The sequence below is a fragment of the Stenotrophomonas sp. P2112 genome (assembly GCF_041897515.1).
GTDB lineage: Bacteria > Pseudomonadota > Gammaproteobacteria > Xanthomonadales > Xanthomonadaceae > Stenotrophomonas > Stenotrophomonas sepilia.
The window spans coordinates 4,256,510-4,275,817 of sequence record NZ_CP169216.1 but is presented as its reverse complement, the minus strand read 5'-3'; the positions used below and the strand labels follow the sequence as shown (position 1 = coordinate 4,275,817).

Here is a 19,308-nt window from a genome sequence, read left to right as displayed (position 1 = left end):
CCAACCCAGGTTGGCGTCTACCAAAGCCCACCCGGGTAGAATGCCCGCATGAAAATCGCCTCGTGGAACGTCAATTCGCTCAATGTCCGCCTGCCGCACCTGGAGCAGTGGCTCAAGGCGTTCGGCCCGGACATCGTCGGTATCCAGGAAACCAAGCTGGAGGACCACAAGTTCCCCGACTCTGCGCTGATCGCCGCCGGCTACCGCAGCGTGTTCGCCGGCCAGAAGACCTACAACGGCGTGGCGCTGCTGTCGCGTGAGCCTGCACAGGACGTGCAGATCGGCATTCCCGGCTTCGAGGACGAACAGAAGCGTGTCATCGCCGGTACCTTCGGCGACCTGCGGGTGATCAACCTGTACGTGGTCAACGGCCAGGACATCGGTACCGACAAGTACGAGTACAAGCTGCGCTGGCTGGACGCGGTGCATGCCTGGATCGCCGAAGAACTGCAGCGCCACCCGAAGCTGATCGTGATGGGGGACTTCAACATTGCCCCGGACGCACGCGACGTGCACGACCCGGAGGTGTGGAACGACAACCACATCCTCACTTCCACCGCCGAGCGCGGCGCGCTCAACAAGCTGCTGCAGCTGGGCCTGCACGATGGCTTCCGCCTGCACAACGACGAGGCGGGCACCTTCAGCTGGTGGGATTACCGCGCCGCCGGCTTCCGTCGCAACCTGGGCCTGCGCATCGACCTGACCCTGGTCTCCGATGCGCTGAAGAGCGGTGCGGTGGCTTCGGGCATCGACCGCGAGCCGCGCACCTGGGAACGTCCGAGCGACCATGCGCCGGCGTGGGTACAGATCGGTTGAACGAACGGGGCCCGGCATCGCCGGGCCCGTTCTGAAAGGCCCGCCGGCCAGCGGCCGGCGCTACCGCCGTGTCAGCGTATGCTCTTGCGGGTGAACAGATTGACGATCGCCAGCAGGATCACTGCACCGATCAGCGAGAACAGGAAGGTTCGAATGGTGATCGCTTCGTTGATGCCGCCGCCGAACAGCCAGCCGGAAATCAGCGCGCCGACGATGCCGACCACGATGTTGAGGATGATGCCCTGCTGGGCATCGCGCTTCATGATGATGCTGGCCAGCCAGCCTACGATGCCGCCGACGATCAGCCAGATGATGATGCCCATGATCGAACCTCCGGTGGGGAACGGTGACCAGTTGACGCGCACGGCCGTGAACCCGTCGTGCAATCGTGTGACGGGCGCGTGCGCATGAGCCTGCCAGCCACCCTCGACGGCCCGTGGCGCTTTGGTCCGGTGACGGTCTGGCGGCGCCCGCACGTGCCCGGCCAGCGCGGCGAACCGCAGGCACGGCAGGTGCTGGCGCAGGCCCTCGGGGCCGATCCGGAGACGCTGCCGCTGGTCCGCGATGACAAGGGCCGGCCGGAGCTGAGCGGCGCATTGGCCCACTACGGCACCGGCTGGAGCCACAGCGGCGAGGTGCTGCTGGTGGCGCTGGGCGAAGGCGTGCGGCTGGGCGTGGACCTGGAACTGCTGCGGCCGCGCGCCCGCCTGCTGGAGATCGTGCAGCGCTTCTTCCACCCGGAGGAGGTGGCGTGGCTGGAAAGCCTGGACCAGGCCGACCGCGAACACTGGTTCTTCCGCGTGTGGTGCGCCAAGGAATCGATGCTGAAGGCGCACGGCCAGGGTATCTCGTTCGGCCTGCACCGCCTGCAGCTGGCGCCGGGGGCCGATGGCGCCCTGCACCTGCGCTGGTGCGACCCGGAACTGGGCGAGGCCGCGCGCTGGCACCTGCACGAATGGCAGGCCACCGGTCAGTTCCGGGCGGCGTTGGCCTGGTATCCGCACTGAGGCGGGGAATCAGCGCGCAAAACCGGCGATAATGCCGGCATGAGCGAACACCCACTTCCCGCCAGCGTAGCTGCCACGCTGGAACAGGGCCTGGCCAGCATGGGCCTGGATGCCGCGCTGGCGCCGCCGCTGCTGCGCTACCTGGCCCTGCTGCACCGCTGGAACGGCACCTACAACCTCACCGCCATCCGCGACCCGCAGGAGATGGTCACCCGCCACCTGCTCGACTCGCTGGCGATGCAGCCGTTCGTGGCCGATGGCAGCCTGGCCGACCTCGGCACCGGCCCCGGGCTGCCGGGCATCCCGCTGGCCATCGCCTGCCCGGGCCTGCAGGTGACCCTGGTCGAGAGCAATGGCAAGAAGGCGCGCTTCATGCGCGAGGCCGTGCGCCAACTCGGCCTGGGCAATGCCCGCGTGGCCGAATCGCGCGCCGAGGCGCTGGACGAGGCCGGTCGTTACGACCAGTTGACCGCCCGTGCCATGGATACCCTGGCCGGCATCGTCCGCGTCGGTGGCCACCTGCTGCGGCCGGGGGGCGTGCTGCTGGCCATGAAGGGCGTCTACCCGCATGAGGAGATCGCGGACCTGCCGGCTGGCTGGCAGGTGCGCGAGGTGACCCCGCTGAGCGTGCCCGGCCTGGCCGGCGAACGCCACCTGGTTACTGTTACAGGCCCTTGATTCCCGCCGCCAGCCCCTTGTGCAACAACGGGTTGGCGATCCACGATTTCCGCAAGGGGCCGGTTGTACGCATAATGACCGGTCCCAGCACACGTCGACGAGGCACACCCGCATGGCCCGCATCATCGCCATCGCCAACCAGAAGGGTGGCGTCGGCAAGACCACGACCGCCGTCAACCTGGCCGCTTCCCTGGCCAACGCACCCAAGCGCGTGCTGCTGGTCGACCTCGATTCGCAGGGCAACGCGACCATGGGCAGTGGCGTGGACAAGCGTGAGCTGGCCGCCTCCACCTACGATCTGCTGCTGGGCGAGTCCAGCGCCGCCGATGTACGCGTGCAGACCGCCGAAGGCTACGACCTGCTTCCCGGCAACATCGACCTGACCGCCGCCGAGATCCAGCTGATGGCGCAGAGCGAGCGCGAGCAGCGGCTGAAGCGCGCGCTGGCACCGATCCGCGACGAGTACGACTACATCCTGATCGACTGCCCGCCGGCGCTGTCGCTGCTGACGCTCAATGCGCTGGCCGCTGCCGATTCGGTGATCGTGCCGATGCAGTGCGAGTACTACGCCCTGGAAGGCCTGAGCGCGCTGGTGGAAACCATCGAAGCGCTGCGTGCCAACCTCAATCCGGCGCTGGAGATCGAAGGCGTGCTGCGCACCATGTTCGACGTGCGCAACAACCTGGCCAACGCGGTCTCGGCCGAGCTCACCGAGCACTTCGGCGATCGCGTGTTCCGCACCATCGTGCCGCGCAACGTTCGCCTGGCCGAGGCACCCAGCCATGGCCAGAGCATCGTCGGCTACGACCGCGCCTCGCGCGGTGGCGTGGCCTACCTGGGCCTGGCTGGCGAGATCATCCGCCGCAACAACGAACGCAACAAGGCCACCAAGGCCGTGGAGACCGTCTGATGACCAGCAGCAAGCCGGCAGCCAAGAAGCGAGGCCTCGGCCGTGGCCTGGACGCGCTGCTGGGCCCGAAGGGCGCGGTCAGCCAGGTGCAGGCCACCACGGCGGTGATCGAGCCGCTGCCGGGGGAAGTGCTGCGCAAGTTGCCGGTCGGCCAGCTGCAGCCGGGCAAGTACCAGCCGCGCCGCGAGATGGACGAGGGCAAGCTGTCCGAGCTGGCCGACTCGATCAAGTCGCAGGGCGTGATCCAGCCGATCCTGGTGCGCCAGCTGCCGGCGGGCAACTACGAAATCGTCGCCGGTGAACGCCGCTGGCGCGCATCGCAGCTGGCCGGGCTGGACGAAGTGCCGGTGGTGGTGCGCGAGCTGGAAGACCGCACCGTCATCGCGATGGCGCTGATCGAGAACATCCAGCGTGAAGACCTCAACCCGCTGGAGGAAGCCGAAGCGCTGCAGCGCCTGATCAGCGAGTTCACCCTCACCCATGCCGAGGCCGCCGAGGCCGTCGGCCGCTCGCGCGCGGCGGTGTCCAACCTGCTGCGCCTGCTGGAACTACCAGTGGCGATCCGCCTGCTGCTGGAAACCCGCCGCCTGGAAATGGGGCATGCCCGTGCGCTGCTGACCCTGGCCCCCGAACTGGCCGGCAAGCTGGCCCAGGAAGCGGCCGACGAAGGCTGGTCGGTGCGCGAGGTCGAGCGGCGCGCGCAGGCTTTCGCCGCCGGCAAGGTGCCGAGCAGCCGTCCGGTGGCCACGCCGAAGGTGCAGCAGGCCGACATCGCCTCGCTGGAAACCGAGCTGTCCGAAGCGCTCGGCGCCAAGGTGGCGATCAGCCACGGCCGTGGCGGCAAGGGCAAGCTGATCATCCACTACACCGACCTGGACACCCTGGACGGCGTGCTGGAAAAACTGCGCGCGCGCCAGGGCTGAGCCCGGCGCCGCGTCGGGGAGGCGGCCTGTTCCTGCCGCGCCCGGCGAATGACAGGGAACGCACTGCCACGCGCACCGCGGAATGCACTGTCTTCCGGCCCGTGGCCTCATCCAGGGAGCAGGACATGAGCAACGACTACGAAGACGTCAGCCCGGACGGCACCCAGATACTGGTACATCGCCGTGAGAAGGACTTTGTGCTCGCCATCGGCGAAGAACGGCACATCGAGGCGATCAGTGCTCACATCGAACACCACCTGGGACCGGTGTCCGGTGTCTTCCATGAAATCATCTCCGACCTGGTGCACATCGACGTGCACGTGGTGCCGGCCAATGACCACTGCCCGTACCTGCGCCTGGTCACCTCCGGCATGAGCGACCTGCCGATGACCGTGCCCGCCGAGGTGGATGCGGACGTGCCGCGCTACATGGAACTGATGGTGACCCTGCCGGCCGACTGGCCGATCACGCAGGACGCCTTCGAGGATGAGCGCAACTACTGGCCAGTGCGCCTGCTGAAGGGCATGGCGCGGTTGCCGCACGAGTACGACACGTGGCTGGGCTTCGGCCACACCATTCCCAACGGCCATCCCAGCGAGCCCTATGCGCCGGGCGTGGGTTTCGACGGTGCCATCGTGCTGCCGCCGGTGACCGCCCCGGAGGACTTCGCCACGCTGGAGCTGGAGGATGGCAATACCATCAGCTTCATGAGCCTGGTTCCGCTGTACCCCGAAGAGATGGACCTGAAGCTGAAGAAGGGCGCCGACGCCCTGCTCGACCGCTTCGATGCGAAACAGATCAACGATGTGATCGAGCCCGGCCGCACCAACGTGGCGAAGAAGCGTTTCGGTTTGTTCTGAGACCGGTAACATCAGGGGCCTGAACTTCGTTCCCAGGCCCCTGCCATGACCATCCTGCTCACCGGCGCTGCCGGCTTCATCGGTGCCTACACCGCCCGCGCGCTGCTGGAGGCCGGCCAGGCCGTGGTCGGCCTGGACAACTTCAACGATTACTACGACCCGCAGATCAAGCGTGACCGCGTGGCCGCGCTGTGTCCGGCGCTGGACCTGCGCACCCTGGACCTGACCGACCAGCAGGGCCTGGCCGCACTGTTCGACGAGGTGCGGCCGACCGCGGTGATCCACCTGGCCGCGCAGGCCGGCGTGCGCTATTCGCTGGAAAACCCGCATGCCTACGTCGACAGCAACCTGGTCGGCTTCGTCAACATGCTCGAGTTGTGCCGCCACCGTGGCGTGCAGCACCTGGTGTATGCCTCCAGCAGTTCGGTCTACGGCGATTCGGCCACGCCGCCGTTCTCCGAAGACCAGCGCGTGGACCAGCCACGCTCGCTGTACGCGGCGACCAAGGCGGCCAACGAGCTGATGGCCTACACCTACGCGCAGCTGTACGGCCTGCATGCCACCGGGCTGCGATTCTTCACCGTGTATGGCCCGTGGGGCCGGCCGGACATGGCACCGCTGCTGTTCTCGCGCGCGGTGCTGGCCGGTCGGCCGATCGACGTGTTCAACGAAGGCCGCATGCAGCGCGATTTCACACATGTCTCCGACATCGTATCCGGTATCCTCGGCGCCCTCGCGCATCCGGCCGACGGTCCGGTGCCGCACCGGGTGTTCAACCTCGGCAACCATACACCGGTCGAGCTGGAGCGCTTCATCAGCGTGATCGAGCAGGCCGCCGGCCGCCCTGCGCAGAAGGTCTACAAGCCCATGCAGCCCGGCGACATGGTGCGCACGATGGCCGATACCCGGCGCGCACATGACGCTTTCGGCTTCGATGCGGTGACCCCGATCGAACAAGGCCTGCCGCCTGTGGTGCAGTGGTGCCGCGAGTATTTTGGCGATCGCGCCTGAGGACGGATCCTCACGCCGCCGGGTTCATCTTCGGATAACCTCGGTTTCGGAGAATGCGCGGTCTTTGTCCCCCCTTTGGCCGAGTGCCTTATGAGCCAACCCGAGCTTTCCGTTGTCGTCCCGGTGTTCAACGAGCGCGACAATGTTGCCCCGCTGGTCGCCGAAATCACCGCTGCGCTGCGTGGCCGGCTGCCGTTCGAGATCGTCTACATCGACGACCACTCGCGTGATGACACCCTGGCGGTGCTGCAGGGATTGAAGGCAACCACCCCGGAACTGCGCGTGCTGCACCATGTGAACCAGAGCGGGCAGAGCACGGCGGTGCGCACCGGCGTCAAGCACGCGCGCGCGCCGTGGATCGCCACCCTGGATGGCGATGGCCAGAACGATCCGGCCGATATTCCCAAGCTGCTTGCCGCACGCGACGCCGCCGAGGCGCAGGTGAAGCTGTTCGCCGGCTGGCGCGTCAACCGCCAGGACAGCGGCAGCAAGCGCTGGGCCAGCAAATGGGCCAACGCCATCCGTGCGCGCATGCTGCGCGACGACACGCCCGACACCGGTTGCGGCATCAAGCTGTTCGAACGCAGCGCGTTCCTCGACCTGCCGTACTTCGACCACATGCACCGTTACCTGCCAGCGCTGATGCAGCGTGCCGGCTGGAAGACCACCAGCGTGCCGGTCAACCACCGCCACCGTACCGCCGGCGTGTCCAAGTACAACAACCTCGGCCGCGCGCTGGTCGGCATCCGCGACCTGCGTGGCGTGGCCTGGCTGATCACCCGAAGCAAGCGCACCGCGGTGGAGGAGCGCTGATGGATCTGGAGCTGCACTGGCTGGATCAGCCCCTCACCTGGCTGTACTGGACCGGCCTGCATGTGACCGGCTGGAAGCTGATCGGCTACACCGGCGCACTGATGTTCGGCGGCCGCTGGCTGGTCCAGTTCATCGCCTCCAAGCGCGCCGGCAAACCCGTCATCCCGCGCCTGTTCTGGTACATGAGCGTGCTCGGCAGCCTGATGACCCTGAGCTACTTCCTGTTCTCGGCCAAGCAGGACTCGGTGGGTGTACTGCAGAACCTGTTCCCGGCGTTCACCGCGCTGTACAGCCTGCACCTGGACATCAAGCACCGCGGCTGGAAGCGCGACAGGGCCAGCCACTGAGGCTGCGGGGTCGGATCCCTTTCCACTGGAAAGGGCTCTGACCCCTGTCAGGATCCCGGCGCATCCTCGCATGGCGTGGATCTACTGCATGTTCAGCGGCGGTGCCCTGGTAGATGCCGACCTTGGTCGGCGCTGGGTTTCCCCGTGTGCCAACCAAGGTTGGCATCTACCAGAGCGGCCGGTTCCCGGTCCTGCCTGCGCTGCAGGCAGGACCTTCGTCCCATGCCATGGGCCGTGGGCGGTGCCATGATCGGGGTCTGCCTTCCCGGGAACCTGTGCTCGTGAAAACCCGTCTTGCCGTTGCCCTGTTGATCGCCCTGTCCGCCCCCACCGTGGCCCTGGCCGCTGCGCCCGCCGCCGCCGCCGCCGCCGCGCCCGCCAGCGTGGCCACCGAATCGCCCGCGGATGCCGCCTTCCGCGCGCTGTACGAGAAGGAATGGAAGTGGCGCCAGCAGGGAGGTGGTGAAGCCAGCGAGGACGAAGACGCCCCGGCCAACGCCACCCGCATGCCTGACGTCGGCCCGGCCGCGCAGCAGGCGCGTCTGAAGGTGTGGGACGATACCCTGGCCGCACTGAAGAAGATCGACCCGAAGACCCTGTCGCCGGACAACCAGGTCAACTACGCGATCTATCGCGACCAGGTGTTCAACCTGGCCGAAGAGACGCGCCTGCGCGGCTACGAAATGCCGTTCAACGCCGATTCCTCGTTCTGGTCCAACCTGTCCTTCATGGCCCGGCGCGAGATGAAGACCGTGCAGGACTACCAGAACTACATCGCACGGCTGAACGATGTGCCGCGTTACTTCGGCCAGCAGACCGAGAACATGCGCGCCGGCCTGAAGCGCGGCTTCAGCGTGCCGCGCGCGGTGCTGGATGGCCGCGAAGTGTCCATCGCCACCGTTGCCGAGCTGAAGGACCCGACCGAATCGCCGCTGTACGCGCCGTTCAAGAAGCTGCCCAACAGCATCCCGGCCGCCGAACAGGCCAGGCTGCAGGCGCAGGCGCGTGAAGCGATCAGCGGCAAGGTGGTGCCGGCGTTCCAGCAGCTGCGCACCTTCTTCGTCAACGAGTACGTGCCGCAGGCGCGCACCACCCTGGCCGCCGAAGCGATGCCCGATGGCAAGGCCTACTACAGGCAGCAGATCCACGAGTACACCACGCTGGACCTGTCGCCGGACGAGATCCACCGCATCGGCCTGGAGGAAGTCGCACGCATCCAGGGCGAGATGAACGACATCATCAAGCAGGTGAAGTTCAAGGGCAGCTTCGCCGAGTTCCTGACCTTCCTGCGTACCGATCCGCAGTTCTATGCGAAGACGCCGGAAGAGCTGCTTTCGCGCGCCGCGTGGATTTCCAAGCGGGCGGACGGCCAGCTCGGCAAGTACATGACGTTGCCGCGCGCGCGCTTCACCATCGTGCCGGTGCCACCGGACATTGCACCGTTCTGGACGGCCGGCCGCGGTGGCATGGGTACCTACTGGCTCAACACCTACAACCTGCCCTCGCGCCCGCTGTACAACCTGCCGGCACTGACCCTGCATGAATCCGATCCGGGCCATTCGCTGCAGGGCGCGATCGCCGCCGAGCAGAAGAACCTGCCCGAGTTCCGCCGCAACGCCTACATCTCCGCCTATGGCGAAGGCTGGGCGCTGTACTGCGAGAAGCTGGGCGTGGAGATGGGCATCTACGAAACCCCGTACGAGGATTTCGGCCGCCTGACCTACGAGATGTGGCGCGCCGCGCGCCTGGTGATCGACACCGGTGTGCACAGCAAGGGCTGGACCCGCGAGCAGGCGTTGGCCTACCTGCGTGACCACACCGCGCTGAGCGAGCATGAAGTGACCACTGAAGTGGACCGCTACATTTCCTGGCCGGGCCAGGCGCTGAGCTACAAGCTGGGCGAGATCGCCATCGTGCGCCTGCGTGCGCAGGCCGAGAAGGAGCTGGGCGACAAGTTCGACATCAAGGGCTTCCACGACACCCTTCTCAAGCAGGGCTCGGTGCCGCTGCCGGTGCTGGAACAGCAGATCCAGGCCTACATCGCCGAGCGCAAGAAGGCCTGACCGGTACCGGGTAGTGCCGGCCGCTGGCCGGCAATCCGACCCGGTCACGGGGTCGGATCCCTTTCCCGTGGAAAGGGCTCCGACCCCCTCTCACCTCACCCCACCGCCCGCGGCTTGGCCACGCGTGCCGCAAACGTCGGCAGCACCAGCAGGGTCAGCACGGTGGCGGTGATCAGGCCACCGATCACCACCGTCGCCAGCGGTTTCTGCACTTCTGCGCCGGAACCGCTGGCGATCGCCATCGGAATGAAGCCGACGATCGCCACAAGCGCCGTGGTCAGCACTGCTCGGATGCGGCTGGAGGCACCGTTGATCGCCGCCTGCAGCGGCAGGTCGCCGGCATCCAGGCGTTCGCGGATCGCCTGCATCAGCACCAGGCCATTCAAGGTCGCCACGCCGGACACGGCGATGAAGCCGACCGCTGCCGATACCGAGAACGGCATGCCCCGCAGCAGCAGCGCGAGGATGCCGCCGACCAACGCCAACGGCACGCAGCTGAACACCAGAATGGCTTCCTTGCCGCTGCGCAGGGCCATGAACAGCAGGCTGCCGATCAGCAGGAACACTACCGGTACCACCGTCGCCAGCCGCTTTTCCGCGCGCTGCAGGTTCTCGAACTGGCCACCCCAGGTCAGGTAGGCACCCGGCGGCAGTGCTACGTCGGCTACCGCGGCCTGCGCTTCGCCGACGAAGCCGCCCAGGTCGCGGCCACGCACGTTGGCCTGCACCACCACGCGGCGGCTGCCGTTGTTGCGGCTGATCTGGTTCGGCCCTTCGCTGACCGTGATGCGCGCAACCGACGACAGCGGAATCACCAACCCCGACGGCGTGGCGATCGGCAGCGAGGCCAGCTGGTCCGGATCGTTGCGCGCGGCATCGTCCAGGCGCACCACCACGTTGAAGCGGCGGTCGCCTTCGAAGATCTTGCCCGCCGCAGTACCGCCGATGCCGGTGGACAGTGCATCACTCACATCCGCCGCAGTCAGCCCATACTGCGCCGCCGCCACATGATCGATCGCCACGTTCAGCGTGGGCAGGCCGGAGATCTGTTCCACCCGCACGTCGGCCGCGCCATCCACCGCACGCAGCTTCAGCGCCACCTGGTCGGCCACCTTCTGCAGCTGGCCGAAGTCATCGCCAAAGATCATTACGGCCAGGTCGGTACGCACGCCGGAAATCAGCTCGTTGAAGCGCAGCTCGATCGGCTGGCTGAACTCGAAACTGTTGCCCAGCTGCTGCCCGGCCAGCTTTTCGAAACGGGCCACCAGCGCGTCCTTGGCCAACTTCGGATCGGGCCAGTCCTTGCGTGGCTTCAGCACGATCACGCTGTCGGAGATGTTGGTCGGCATCGGATCGATCGCCGCCTCGGCGGTACCGGTACGCGAGAACACGGTCTCCACTTCCGGCTGCTTGGCAATCACCTTTTCCAACGCCAGTTGCATGGCCAGTGACTGCTCCAGCGACGTCGACGGCACGCGCAACGCCTGCATCGCCACGTTGCCTTCGTCCAGCGTCGGCATGAACTCGCGGCCCAGCATCGAGAACGAGCCGATGCCCACCACCACCATCATCACCGCACTGGCCACTACCGTGCGCGGATGCGCCACGGCCTTGCGGATCACCGGCTCGATGCGCGCGCGCAGCACGCGTATCAGCCTGGTCTCGTGCTCGCCGTCGTCCGCATGTGCATCTGCGTCCTTCGGCTTCGGCTCGCGCACCAGCAGCGCCGTCATCGCCGGCACGAAGGTGAAGGAGAACAGGAAGGCACCGACCAGGGCCAGCATGAAGGTCGCCGCCATCGGGTGGAACGTCTTGCCCTCCACACCTTCCAGGGTGAGGATCGGCGCGAACACCAGCAGGATGATCAGCTGGCCGAACGCCGCCGGGCGCGCCATCTTCAGCGCGGAATCGGCGGCCACGCGCAGCCGTTCCATCGCGGTCAGCGCCCGGCCCAGTTCGGCGCGGCGCTGGCCCAGCATCAGCAGCGTCGACTCGACCACGATCACCGCACCGTCCACCAGGATGCCGAAGTCCAGTGCACCCAGGCTCATCAGGTTGCCGCTGATGCCGAAGCGGTTCATGCCGATCACCGCGAACAGGAACGACAGCGGAATCACCAGCGCGGTGATGGTGGCCGCGCGCAGGTTGCCCAGCAGCAGGAACAGCACCACCACCACCAGCAGCGCGCCCTCGGTGAGGTTCCGGGCCACGGTCTTGATGGTGGAATTGACCAGCACACTGCGGTCCAGCACCGGTGCGGCCACGATGTCGGCCGGCAGCGACGTGTTCACCTGTTCCAGACGTGCGGCTGCGGCCTGCGCCACGGTGCGGCTGTTGCCACCGGCAATCATCAGCGCGGTGCCCAGCACGGCCTCGTGGCCGTTGCGGCTGGCTGCACCCAGGCGCGGCGCGCGGCTCAGTTCCACGGTGGCTACATCGGCCACGCGCACCACCACGCCATTGCGGGTGGCCACCGGCGCCTGTGCAAGATCCTCGGTGGTCAGCGCCAGGCCATCGGCACGCACCACCAGGCCTTCGCCGGCCCGCTGCACGAAGCCGGCGCCGGCCTGCACGTTGGAGCGCTGCAGCGCGGTAACCAGGTCGGCCAGGCCGAGGCCATGCGCGGCCAGTTTGGCGCTGTCCGGATGCACGCCGTATTCCTTGACGTAGCCGCCGACCGTATCGACACCGGCCAGCCCCGGGCTGGAGCGCATCTGCGGCGCGATGATCCAGTCCTGCACGGTGCGCAGGTAGGTCGCGCGCTCTTCCGGCGTGCGCAGCAGGTTGCCTTCCGGCGTGCGGTAGACCTCGCCGGCCTGCCAGCCGGCTTCACCGGGCTTGGCCAGCCTGGTCGGATCGAACGCGGTGAAGTCCACCGTCCACATCAGCACCTCGCCGAGGCCGGTGGTGACCGGCGACAGCATCGGCGACGCACCATCGGGCAGGTCTTCCGATGCCTCGCGCATGCGTTCGGCCACCTGTTGGCGGGCGAAGTAGATGTCGGTGGCATCGGTGAAGATCGCGGTGACCTGCGAGAAGCCATTGCGCGACAGCGAACGCGTGGTGGTCAGGCCGGGAATGCCGGCCAGCGCGGTTTCCAGCGGATAGGTCACCTGCCGTTCGATCTGCTCCGGGGTCAGCGCCGGGGCCACCGTGTTGATCTGCACCTGGCGGTTGGTGATGTCCGGCACGGCGTCGATCGGCAGCTTGCCCAGCTGGAACAGGCCCACGGCGGCGATCAGCGCCGCCATGAACACCACCAGCCAGCGGTGGCGCACCGCTGTTTCAATGATCAGCTTGAACATGATCGCCTCCTCAGTGGCCGTGCTCGGCTTCGCCCTTGGCCAGCTCGGCCTTGAGCAGGAAGGCGTTGGCACCGACGATGCGCTCGTTGCCACTCAGGCCACCGAGGATCTCGATGCGGTCACCGGCACGGCGCCCGGCCAGCACTGGCTGCGCCTTGAAGCCACCTTCGACGGCGACGAACACCGCGCTGCTTCCATCGACGTTCTGCACCGCATCGGCGGGCACGCTGAGCGAGCCGTCCTGGCCTTCGGTGACCACCACGGCCGATACCGGCGAACCGGCCGGCGGCAGCGATGCATCCACCGGCGTGGCGCGGATCACTGCGACGCCGCCCTGCTGCCGTACATCGGCGGCCGAACCGGTGACGGTAGCGGTGAAGCTGCCACCCGGCACGCTCACTTCCAGCTTCATGCCGGGCATGACCTGTGCAGCCAGCGCTGGCGGTGCGGTGAACACCAGCTCGTTCATCGACGGGTCGGCGACGTCGGCCACCGCACTGCCGGCGGCAACCACACCGCCCGGCGTGACCTGCACGTTGCCGACGATGCCGGCCACCGGGCTGGTGATGCGCACGCGTCCACTGGCATCGGGCGCACCGTTGGCGGCGGCCTGTGCCTGTGCGGCAGCGGCCTGGGCCTGTGCCGCCAGCGAACGCGCACGCGAGGCTTCCAGCTCCTGGCGGGCGACCACGCCCTGGTCGACCAGGGCCTTGTCGCGGCCATAGGCCAGGCGTGCGGCCTCGGCTTCGGCGGATGCGGCCAGCGCATTGGCGCGGAACACCGCTGCCTCGCCACTGACCACGATGGCCAGCGCCTGGTTCTGTTTCACCGCCGTGCCCGGCGCGACCAGTACGCGCTCGACGCGGCCGGTCACGGTCGAGGCCACCGAGGCACGGGCACCGACCGAGGGTTCCACCCGACCGGCGAGGCGGGTGGAACCGCCACCGCCGTGACCGACGGCAACCACTTCGATACCGGACGCCTTGATCTGCTCAGGGGTCAGCGGTACCACGCCTTCATCGGTGTCTGCCGGCGTCTTCGCGGATTCGGCCTTGGCTTCCTTGCTGCCGGGCGCGTGGCCATGGCTGTCGTCGGTGCCGGCCTTGGTCGCAGCGGGGTCTTCATTGGCAGGTGTCTGCGCGTTGCCAGCGCAGCCGGCCAGCAGCACAGTCAGCAGCATGCCGCCGATCAGCGGAAAAGTACGGGAGAGAGTCATGGGGCCTCCACAAAGGGTGCGCGCCCTTCAAGGCGGGCAAGATCGATTTCCGCGCCGACGCGCGACAGGCGCGCATCCACGGCGGCGGCACGGGCGGCGATAAGAGCGCTGCGCGTGCTGCGCAGTTCCAGCTGCGAGATGCGTCCGGCGTCGAAGCCGATGCGGGCCAGGCGATACGCCTCTTCGGCGGCGACCACGCTTTCATCGGCGGCGCGGGTTCGGCTGCCGGCGGCCTTCAAACCGGCCACGGCGGAGAGGCGTGCCGCCTCGCTGTCGCGGCGCTGCTGGTCCAGGCGCGCTTCGGCCGCGCGCTGGTCGGCATTGGCGGCGCGGATGCCACCGCGGTTGCGGTCAAACAGCGGGATGCTGAGGCTGAGCCCGAGGTTGTAGGCACGCTCGCCGCCCTCGCGGAAGCGGGTCTGCGCGGCGGTGACGCTGAGGTCGGGCAGGGCGCGCTTGCGCTCCACCTCGGCCAGTTTGCCCGCCGCATCGGCTTCGGCTTCAGCGATGCGCACTGCCAGTGCGGTATCGGTGGCACCGCGTGGCAGCGGCGGCGCACGGTCGAGCAGGCTGTCGCCGATCGACTGCACCGGCGCATCCAGCAGTGCAGCACCGGCCAGGCGGGCCAGCGCGGCATCGCGGAAGGCCTGCGCTTCATCCAGCGCGGCGTTGGCGTTGGCCACTTCGCTCTGCGCCTGCACCGCGCGCAGTTGCGGTTCGCGGCCCTGCTTGACCATCGCGTTGACGGCGTTGGCGTCATCGCGGGTGAGGCTCAGTGCCTCTTCGGCCAGGGTGTAGCGGCGCAGTGCACTTTCCGCCTGTGCGTAGACCACCGCCAGCTGGCTGGCCACATCGCTGCGGCTCTGCGTGCCACGCAGGTTGGCCGCCTGTGCCTCGGCGCGGGCCGCACGGACGCGCGCGCCGCGCTGGCCCCAGACCTCCAATGGCTGGGACAGGGTAAGCACGCTGTCGGCCTTGCCCATGCCGCCATAGGAACCGGTGCCCCAGGCGTTCTCGGCCGACCAGGACAGGGAAGGGTTGGGCAGTGCGCGGGCCTGGTCGGCGCGCGCGTCGGCGGCCTCGGCCAGCGCCGCACCGACGCGGGTACCGGGCAGCTGGTCCAGGCGTTCAAGCAGGGTGTCGTAGGAAGGGGCGGCTTGCGCCATCACCGATGCCGCCGGGGCCAGGCCCAGCAACACGGCGACGACCCGCCCGGCCGCACGCAGCGACCGAGGTGTCAGGATCGACATAGGGGGATTCCGGTTGTGAGTGAAACGGGAGCCCGCAATCGCGGGACGCGCTCAACTCACGCCCGGGGGGGACGCGTCAATTCATCCTGGGCGACCGCATAGGTCGCCGCGTCGCCGGCATTCATCCAGCGCGCCGGCAGCGGCGCACCGAAGGCGGCGAGGGTGCTGGCCGGCAGGCTCAGGTTGGAGTGGTGGCAGTGGTTGTGGCTGCAGGCACCGGCGTGCTTGCTGTCACTGTCACCCTCGGCATCGTTGGCGTTGCTTTCCACGTGCACCGCAGTGGTGTCGTGCGGTTCGACCGCGCAGGCCAGCACGTCGGCCACCGGCACGACCACGAACGCCGCCATCAGCAGCATCATCAGGTACGTACGCAGTTGGCGGGTGATCCGGCGCATGGAAGGGAGGCTAGCAAGCGATTTTCGCCGGATACAATATCAATGGCCGCCTCGGGAATTCGTCGGAATCTCCCGTTCAGGTGGAGGGCCTGGGGGCATCCTGCCCTGGTGGGTGCGGACCTCCTGCCTTGGTGGGTGTCGACCTTGGTCGACACGCCTTTCGACCCCACCGCGTTGCCGGCCAGCGGCCGGCACTACCCGTATCACGGCAGCTTCGCGATCACCTTGATCTCGAACTGGAACCCATACAGCCAGGTCACACCGATACCGGTCAGGGTCGGGTGCGGCGCCTCGCCCCAGTACTCGGGCACGATCGCCCAGGCCTTTTCGAAGTTCTTCTCCGGGTCGACCAGGAACACGGTCACGTCGATCACGTCATCGAACGTGCAGCCTGCGGCAGCCAACACCGCATTGAGATTCTCGAAGGCGCGGCGCACCTGCGCCTCGAAATCCGGCTCGGGCGAGCCGTCTTCGCGGCTGCCGACCTGGCCGGAGACGAACAGGAAGCCATTGGATCGGATCGCCGGCGAGTAGCGGTTGCGCTCGTACAGGGCCTGGCGGCCGGTGGGGAAAACGACATCACGCTGTGACATGGGAAGGAATCCGTGGGAGAGAACGCCATCCTCCGCGCCAGTGCTGTCTGGATAAACCGCGATGATCAGCCTAGATTGATTGCCAATCCCAAACAATCATGGCCCGCCATGGACCGTTTCGAGGCGATGCGGGCCTTTGCCCGGGTTGTGGAAACCGGCAGCTTCACCCGCGCCGCGCAGACCCTGCAGATCAGCCGCACCACGGTCACCCAGCTGGTGCAGCAGCTGGAGGCACACCTGCGGCTGCGCCTGCTCAACCGCACCACGCGCCGGGTCAGCGTCACCGCCGACGGTGCGGCCTACTACCCGCGCATCGCCCGCCTGCTGGCCGAGCTGGAAGAGGTGGAGGGCGGGCTGGGTGACGCAGCCAGCCAGCCGCGCGGCCGCCTGCGGGTGGATGTGCCCGGACCCTACGCGCGGTTGCGGCTGGTGCCGGCACTGCCGGATTTCCAGGCGCGCTACCCGGAGATCCAGCTGGACATCGGCGTCAGCGACCGCGAGGTTGACGTCATCGCCGACAACGTCGACTGCGTGATCCGCGGCGGCACCCCGGCCGACCCGGCGCTGGTGGCGCGGCCGCTGGCGGCGCTGCCGATCGGTTTCCACGCCAGCCCCGGCTATGTGCAGCGTTTCGGCTTGCCGACCGATCCGCGCGCGCTGGAAGGGCCGGACCACCACACGGTCGGCTTCCTCAGCCCGCGCAGTGGCCGGGCGAGAGTATTCAGCGCACAGCGCGGCGATGAGCGCGTAGAAGTGCAGGGCCGCTACACGGTCGGTTTCGACGACGGCAACGCCTATCTGGCGGCGGCGCTGGCGGGGCTGGGCGTGGTCGCGCTGCCCAGCTACATGGCCGCGCCGCACGTGGCGCGCGGCGAATTGCTGCCGCTGCTGCAGGACTGGCGGCTTCCACCCATGCCGATGCATGTGATGTTCCCGCCGAACCGGCACATGAGCCAGCGGCTGCGGGTGTTCATCGATTGGGTGGTGGAAGCGTTGGGGTGATGCACACGCACCTGTAGAGCCGAGCCCACGCTCGGCTGCTTCTGGCATCACCAAGCCCGCGCTACGCGCGCCAGCCGAGCGTGGGCCCGGCTCTACCGGCATGCGAAAATCACCACAGCACGTAACAGGAAACATCGCCACGCATGAGTCGCATCGTCGCACTGGATACCGAAACCACCGGCATCTCCCACCGCCTGGGGCACCGGGTGATCGAAATCGGTGCCGTCGAACTGATCGACGGCCAGCTCAGCGGCCGCCAGTTCCACACCTACCTGCAGCCGCAGCGCAAGGTGGACTGGGGCGCACAGCGCGTGCATGGCATCAGCGATGCGATGCTGGTGGGCAAGCCGCTGTTCTCCAGCAAGGCCGCCGAACTGCTGGACTTCCTGCGCGGCAGCGAGATGGTCGCGCACAACGCCACCTTCGACGTGGGTTTCCTGGACAACGAGCTGCGCCTGGCCGGCATTCCCGGCACGCTGGCCCAGCACTGCCGCATCACCTGCAGCCTGAAGCTGGCGCGCGGGCGCTGGCCCGGCCAGGGCAACAAGTTGGACGATGTGCTGCAGCGCCTGCGCATCCCCGGCAACCGGGGCCTGCACGGTGCGCTCAAGGATGCCCATCTGCTGGCCCAGGTGATTCCGCACCTGCGCTGAGGCTTGCCCGCTGTTACATCGGACGTAACCAGCGCTCGATCATCGCCACGCCACAGGCCACCCCGTCTTCATCGCTCATCGCCACGCCCAGGGCCGCCGCGCGCGCGCGTACTGCGTCGGCTTCTGCGAAGGTGATGGCTGCTGCCAGCGTTGCTGCATCCAGTCGCTTCGGTGACAACGGTGCCGGTGCCACGCCCAACCGACACAGGCGATCGGCCCAGAAGAACTGATCCGCAGCGAACGGCATCACCAGCGAGGGAATGCCGGCCCGGCAGGCCGAATGCGTGGTGCCGCTGCCACCGTGGTGGATGGCGAGTGCGCAACGCGGGAACAGCGCTTCGTGTGGGGTCGGCCCCAGTACGAAGACCGAATCGGGCAAGCGCATCGCAGGCAGTCCCACCCAGCCAGGAAACAGCAGTACCCGGCGTGGCGCCAGCGCCTGCAGCAAGGCCGGCAGCACGCGTTCGCGATCAAAGCCGGTCATGCTGCCGAAGCCAAGGTAGACCGGCGGCGGGCCGGCATCAAGGAAGGCCCGCAGATCGGCCGGGGGCGCCCAGGGCGCATCAGGAAGCCGCCATTGGCCACAGACGATGTGGTCGGCCGGCCAGTCCGCCGGTGGCGGCAGCAGCTGCGGTGAGATGCCATAGAGCATCGGCAGGCCGGACCACAGCGCGCGGCGCGGCGATTGCCCCAACTGCTGGCGTGCCGCGTTGATCGGCCGGCGGAACTGGCGCCAGATCAGGCCGTTGACCCACCCGTAGCTGGCCCGGTTCAACCAGCCCGGCGAGCGTCCGGGCGGCAGGAACGGGGAGCGGAAGGCGCGCGTCGGGGTCAGCGGAATCATGCCGCTGCCGATGACGGGAATCCTGCGGCGTTCGCCCACGCTCATGCCGACGAAGGCCGCCAGGCCACCGGTCAGAATCGCATCGCAGCCTTCGGCGGCGGCATCGGCCTGGCGCATCCAGCCGCTGACATGCTGCAGCGCCATCCGTGCCAGGCCGGTACTGGCGGCGGCAACGCCGTTGCCACGCGAGACCAGTGCGACCACGTCGTCATGGATGTCACCTTCAAGGGCCGCGTGGGGCACATCCAGTGCCTGCGCGCTGCCCAAGGTGCCGCCATCGGCCAGTAGCGTCACCTCGTGGCCCGCGCCGATCAGCCCATGGCAGAGCATGGCCAGGGGACGTGTGTCGCCTTCGGTTCCGTAGGTCAGGGCCAGCAGCCGCATGGGAAGCTCCGCAGTGGTCCGGGCCAGTATGGCGGCTGGCGCAGGGTCCGGCCTGCCGTGTTCAGTCCCCGGCCTGTGGGTAACTTGCGCAAGTGCTTGAACCGGTGCATAATGCGCGGCTCGCTGTGTCCGGTTTTCTACCGGGCGGCGCCCCTGGGAGCACGTCCCCGGCCGCCCAACGCCAGCGTAACCCTTTGATTCTCTTGACGTGTGGTGGGCAACCATCGAGGCCGCCGTC

General features: G+C 68.0%; 19 protein-coding genes. 12 read left to right on the top strand and 7 right to left on the bottom strand.

Translation table 11 applies throughout. From position 1 onward, the window contains the following. The first annotated feature begins 48 nt into the window (after positions 1 to 48). Positions 49 to 816: an exodeoxyribonuclease III gene (gene xth, locus ACEPA4_RS19700; RefSeq protein ID WP_164092779.1), complete on the top strand. Its 768-nt coding sequence runs from the start codon at positions 49 to 51 to the stop codon at positions 814 to 816. A 71-nt stretch (positions 817 to 887) separates the two neighbouring features. Here the strand turns inward: xth and ACEPA4_RS19695 are convergent, their stop codons facing one another. Further along, positions 888 to 1,139, bottom strand: coding sequence for a GlsB/YeaQ/YmgE family stress response membrane protein (locus tag ACEPA4_RS19695; RefSeq protein ID WP_005411656.1), 252 nt, complete (start codon positions 1,137 to 1,139; stop codon positions 888 to 890). Between the two features lie 84 nt (positions 1,140 to 1,223). Here ACEPA4_RS19695 and ACEPA4_RS19690 point away from each other — a divergent pair, with 84 nt between their 5' ends. From ACEPA4_RS19690 to ACEPA4_RS19650, 9 genes are all read left to right on the top strand, one after another. Then, on the top strand, positions 1,224 to 1,823 hold the full coding sequence (locus tag ACEPA4_RS19690; RefSeq protein ID WP_065177813.1) for a 4'-phosphopantetheinyl transferase superfamily protein: 600 nt from the start codon (positions 1,224 to 1,226) through the stop codon (positions 1,821 to 1,823). A 39-nt stretch (positions 1,824 to 1,862) separates the two neighbouring features. Then, a complete protein-coding gene (gene rsmG, locus ACEPA4_RS19685) occupies positions 1,863 to 2,501 on the top strand; it encodes a 16S rRNA (guanine(527)-N(7))-methyltransferase RsmG (protein ID WP_005420388.1) in 639 nt (212 codons plus the stop codon). 112 nt (positions 2,502 to 2,613) lie between these two features. Next, positions 2,614 to 3,411 carry a ParA family protein gene (locus ACEPA4_RS19680; RefSeq protein ID WP_005420387.1) on the top strand — a complete coding sequence of 266 codons (798 nt, stop codon included), beginning with the start codon at positions 2,614 to 2,616 and terminating at the stop codon, positions 3,409 to 3,411. Continuing rightward, entirely contained in the window at positions 3,411 to 4,334 is a 924-nt protein-coding gene (locus tag ACEPA4_RS19675) for a ParB/RepB/Spo0J family partition protein (RefSeq protein ID WP_005420385.1), read from the top strand. Before ACEPA4_RS19680 ends, ACEPA4_RS19675 begins: the two co-directional genes overlap by 1 nt. Positions 4,335 to 4,459: 125 nt before the next feature. Next, positions 4,460 to 5,194, top strand: coding sequence for a suppressor of fused domain protein (locus ACEPA4_RS19670; protein ID WP_053498802.1), 735 nt, complete (start codon positions 4,460 to 4,462; stop codon positions 5,192 to 5,194). Between the two features lie 45 nt (positions 5,195 to 5,239). Continuing rightward, positions 5,240 to 6,205: an NAD-dependent epimerase/dehydratase family protein gene (locus tag ACEPA4_RS19665; protein WP_005420382.1), complete on the top strand. Its 966-nt coding sequence runs from the start codon at positions 5,240 to 5,242 to the stop codon at positions 6,203 to 6,205. A 90-nt stretch (positions 6,206 to 6,295) separates the two neighbouring features. Then, on the top strand, positions 6,296 to 7,018 hold the full coding sequence (locus tag ACEPA4_RS19660; RefSeq protein ID WP_005420380.1) for a glycosyltransferase family 2 protein: 723 nt from the start codon (positions 6,296 to 6,298) through the stop codon (positions 7,016 to 7,018). Continuing rightward, positions 7,018 to 7,365 carry a lipid-A-disaccharide synthase N-terminal domain-containing protein gene (locus tag ACEPA4_RS19655; protein WP_005420378.1) on the top strand — a complete coding sequence of 116 codons (348 nt, stop codon included), beginning with the start codon at positions 7,018 to 7,020 and terminating at the stop codon, positions 7,363 to 7,365. The genes ACEPA4_RS19660 and ACEPA4_RS19655 overlap by 1 nt, the downstream gene beginning before the upstream one ends. Positions 7,366 to 7,646: 281 nt before the next feature. Then, complete coding sequence (locus tag ACEPA4_RS19650) at positions 7,647 to 9,428, top strand: DUF885 family protein (protein ID WP_164092780.1); 1,782 nt, start codon at positions 7,647 to 7,649, stop codon at positions 9,426 to 9,428. Positions 9,429 to 9,523: 95 nt separating this feature from the next. Here ACEPA4_RS19650 and ACEPA4_RS19645 read toward each other — a convergent pair whose 3' ends face one another. The 5 genes from ACEPA4_RS19645 to ACEPA4_RS19625 all read right to left on the bottom strand — a co-directional run bounded on the left by ACEPA4_RS19645 (position 9,524) and on the right by ACEPA4_RS19625 (position 16,187). Beyond that, entirely contained in the window at positions 9,524 to 12,733 is a 3,210-nt protein-coding gene (locus ACEPA4_RS19645; protein WP_164092781.1) for an efflux RND transporter permease subunit, read from the bottom strand. 10 nt (positions 12,734 to 12,743) lie between these two features. Next, positions 12,744 to 13,949, bottom strand: a complete 1,206-nt coding sequence (locus tag ACEPA4_RS19640; protein ID WP_139728012.1) for an efflux RND transporter periplasmic adaptor subunit — start codon at positions 13,947 to 13,949, stop codon at positions 12,744 to 12,746. Further along, a complete protein-coding gene (locus tag ACEPA4_RS19635) occupies positions 13,946 to 15,199 on the bottom strand; it encodes a TolC family protein (protein ID WP_139728010.1) in 1,254 nt (417 codons plus the stop codon). Before ACEPA4_RS19635 ends, ACEPA4_RS19640 begins: the two co-directional genes overlap by 4 nt. A 56-nt stretch (positions 15,200 to 15,255) precedes the next feature. Beyond that, positions 15,256 to 15,594 (bottom strand): hypothetical protein, encoded by a 339-nt coding sequence (locus ACEPA4_RS19630; protein WP_053498807.1) that lies wholly within the window; start codon positions 15,592 to 15,594, stop codon positions 15,256 to 15,258. Between the two features lie 203 nt (positions 15,595 to 15,797). Continuing rightward, complete coding sequence (locus ACEPA4_RS19625) at positions 15,798 to 16,187, bottom strand: RidA family protein (RefSeq protein ID WP_065177819.1); 390 nt, start codon at positions 16,185 to 16,187, stop codon at positions 15,798 to 15,800. 108 nt (positions 16,188 to 16,295) lie between these two features. Between ACEPA4_RS19625 and ACEPA4_RS19620 the strand changes: the two genes are divergently transcribed. Both ACEPA4_RS19620 and dnaQ read left to right on the top strand, forming a co-directional pair. Then, entirely contained in the window at positions 16,296 to 17,189 is an 894-nt protein-coding gene (locus ACEPA4_RS19620; protein ID WP_065177820.1) for a LysR family transcriptional regulator, read from the top strand. A 143-nt stretch (positions 17,190 to 17,332) separates the two neighbouring features. Beyond that, the gene (dnaQ, locus tag ACEPA4_RS19615; RefSeq protein WP_065177821.1) at positions 17,333 to 17,842 is read left to right on the top strand and encodes a DNA polymerase III subunit epsilon; all 510 of its coding nucleotides are present in this window, start codon (positions 17,333 to 17,335) and stop codon (positions 17,840 to 17,842) included. Between the two features lie 13 nt (positions 17,843 to 17,855). Here the strand turns inward: dnaQ and ACEPA4_RS19610 are convergent, their stop codons facing one another. Continuing rightward, positions 17,856 to 19,070, bottom strand: coding sequence for a glycosyltransferase (locus tag ACEPA4_RS19610; protein WP_065196788.1), 1,215 nt, complete (start codon positions 19,068 to 19,070; stop codon positions 17,856 to 17,858). Between the last annotated feature and the right edge of the window lie 238 nt (positions 19,071 to 19,308).

Coding starts and splice junctions, on each gene's coding strand:
- xth (WP_164092779.1), top strand. CDS start 49: ATGAAAATCGCCTCGTGGAACGTCAATTCGCTCAATGTCCGCCTGCCG.
- ACEPA4_RS19695 (WP_005411656.1), bottom strand. CDS start 1,139: ATGGGCATCATCATCTGGCTGATCGTCGGCGGCATCGTAGGCTGGCTG.
- ACEPA4_RS19690 (WP_065177813.1), top strand. CDS start 1,224: ATGAGCCTGCCAGCCACCCTCGACGGCCCGTGGCGCTTTGGTCCGGTG.
- rsmG (WP_005420388.1), top strand. CDS start 1,863: ATGAGCGAACACCCACTTCCCGCCAGCGTAGCTGCCACGCTGGAACAG.
- ACEPA4_RS19680 (WP_005420387.1), top strand. CDS start 2,614: ATGGCCCGCATCATCGCCATCGCCAACCAGAAGGGTGGCGTCGGCAAG.
- ACEPA4_RS19675 (WP_005420385.1), top strand. CDS start 3,411: ATGACCAGCAGCAAGCCGGCAGCCAAGAAGCGAGGCCTCGGCCGTGGC.
- ACEPA4_RS19670 (WP_053498802.1), top strand. CDS start 4,460: ATGAGCAACGACTACGAAGACGTCAGCCCGGACGGCACCCAGATACTG.
- ACEPA4_RS19665 (WP_005420382.1), top strand. CDS start 5,240: ATGACCATCCTGCTCACCGGCGCTGCCGGCTTCATCGGTGCCTACACC.
- ACEPA4_RS19660 (WP_005420380.1), top strand. CDS start 6,296: ATGAGCCAACCCGAGCTTTCCGTTGTCGTCCCGGTGTTCAACGAGCGC.
- ACEPA4_RS19655 (WP_005420378.1), top strand. CDS start 7,018: ATGGATCTGGAGCTGCACTGGCTGGATCAGCCCCTCACCTGGCTGTAC.
- ACEPA4_RS19645 (WP_164092781.1), bottom strand. CDS start 12,733: ATGTTCAAGCTGATCATTGAAACAGCGGTGCGCCACCGCTGGCTGGTG.
- ACEPA4_RS19640 (WP_139728012.1), bottom strand. CDS start 13,949: ATGACTCTCTCCCGTACTTTTCCGCTGATCGGCGGCATGCTGCTGACT.
- ACEPA4_RS19635 (WP_139728010.1), bottom strand. CDS start 15,199: ATGTCGATCCTGACACCTCGGTCGCTGCGTGCGGCCGGGCGGGTCGTC.
- ACEPA4_RS19630 (WP_053498807.1), bottom strand. CDS start 15,594: ATGCGCCGGATCACCCGCCAACTGCGTACGTACCTGATGATGCTGCTG.
- ACEPA4_RS19625 (WP_065177819.1), bottom strand. CDS start 16,187: ATGTCACAGCGTGATGTCGTTTTCCCCACCGGCCGCCAGGCCCTGTAC.
- ACEPA4_RS19620 (WP_065177820.1), top strand. CDS start 16,296: ATGGACCGTTTCGAGGCGATGCGGGCCTTTGCCCGGGTTGTGGAAACC.
- dnaQ (WP_065177821.1), top strand. CDS start 17,333: ATGAGTCGCATCGTCGCACTGGATACCGAAACCACCGGCATCTCCCAC.
- ACEPA4_RS19610 (WP_065196788.1), bottom strand. CDS start 19,070: ATGCGGCTGCTGGCCCTGACCTACGGAACCGAAGGCGACACACGTCCC.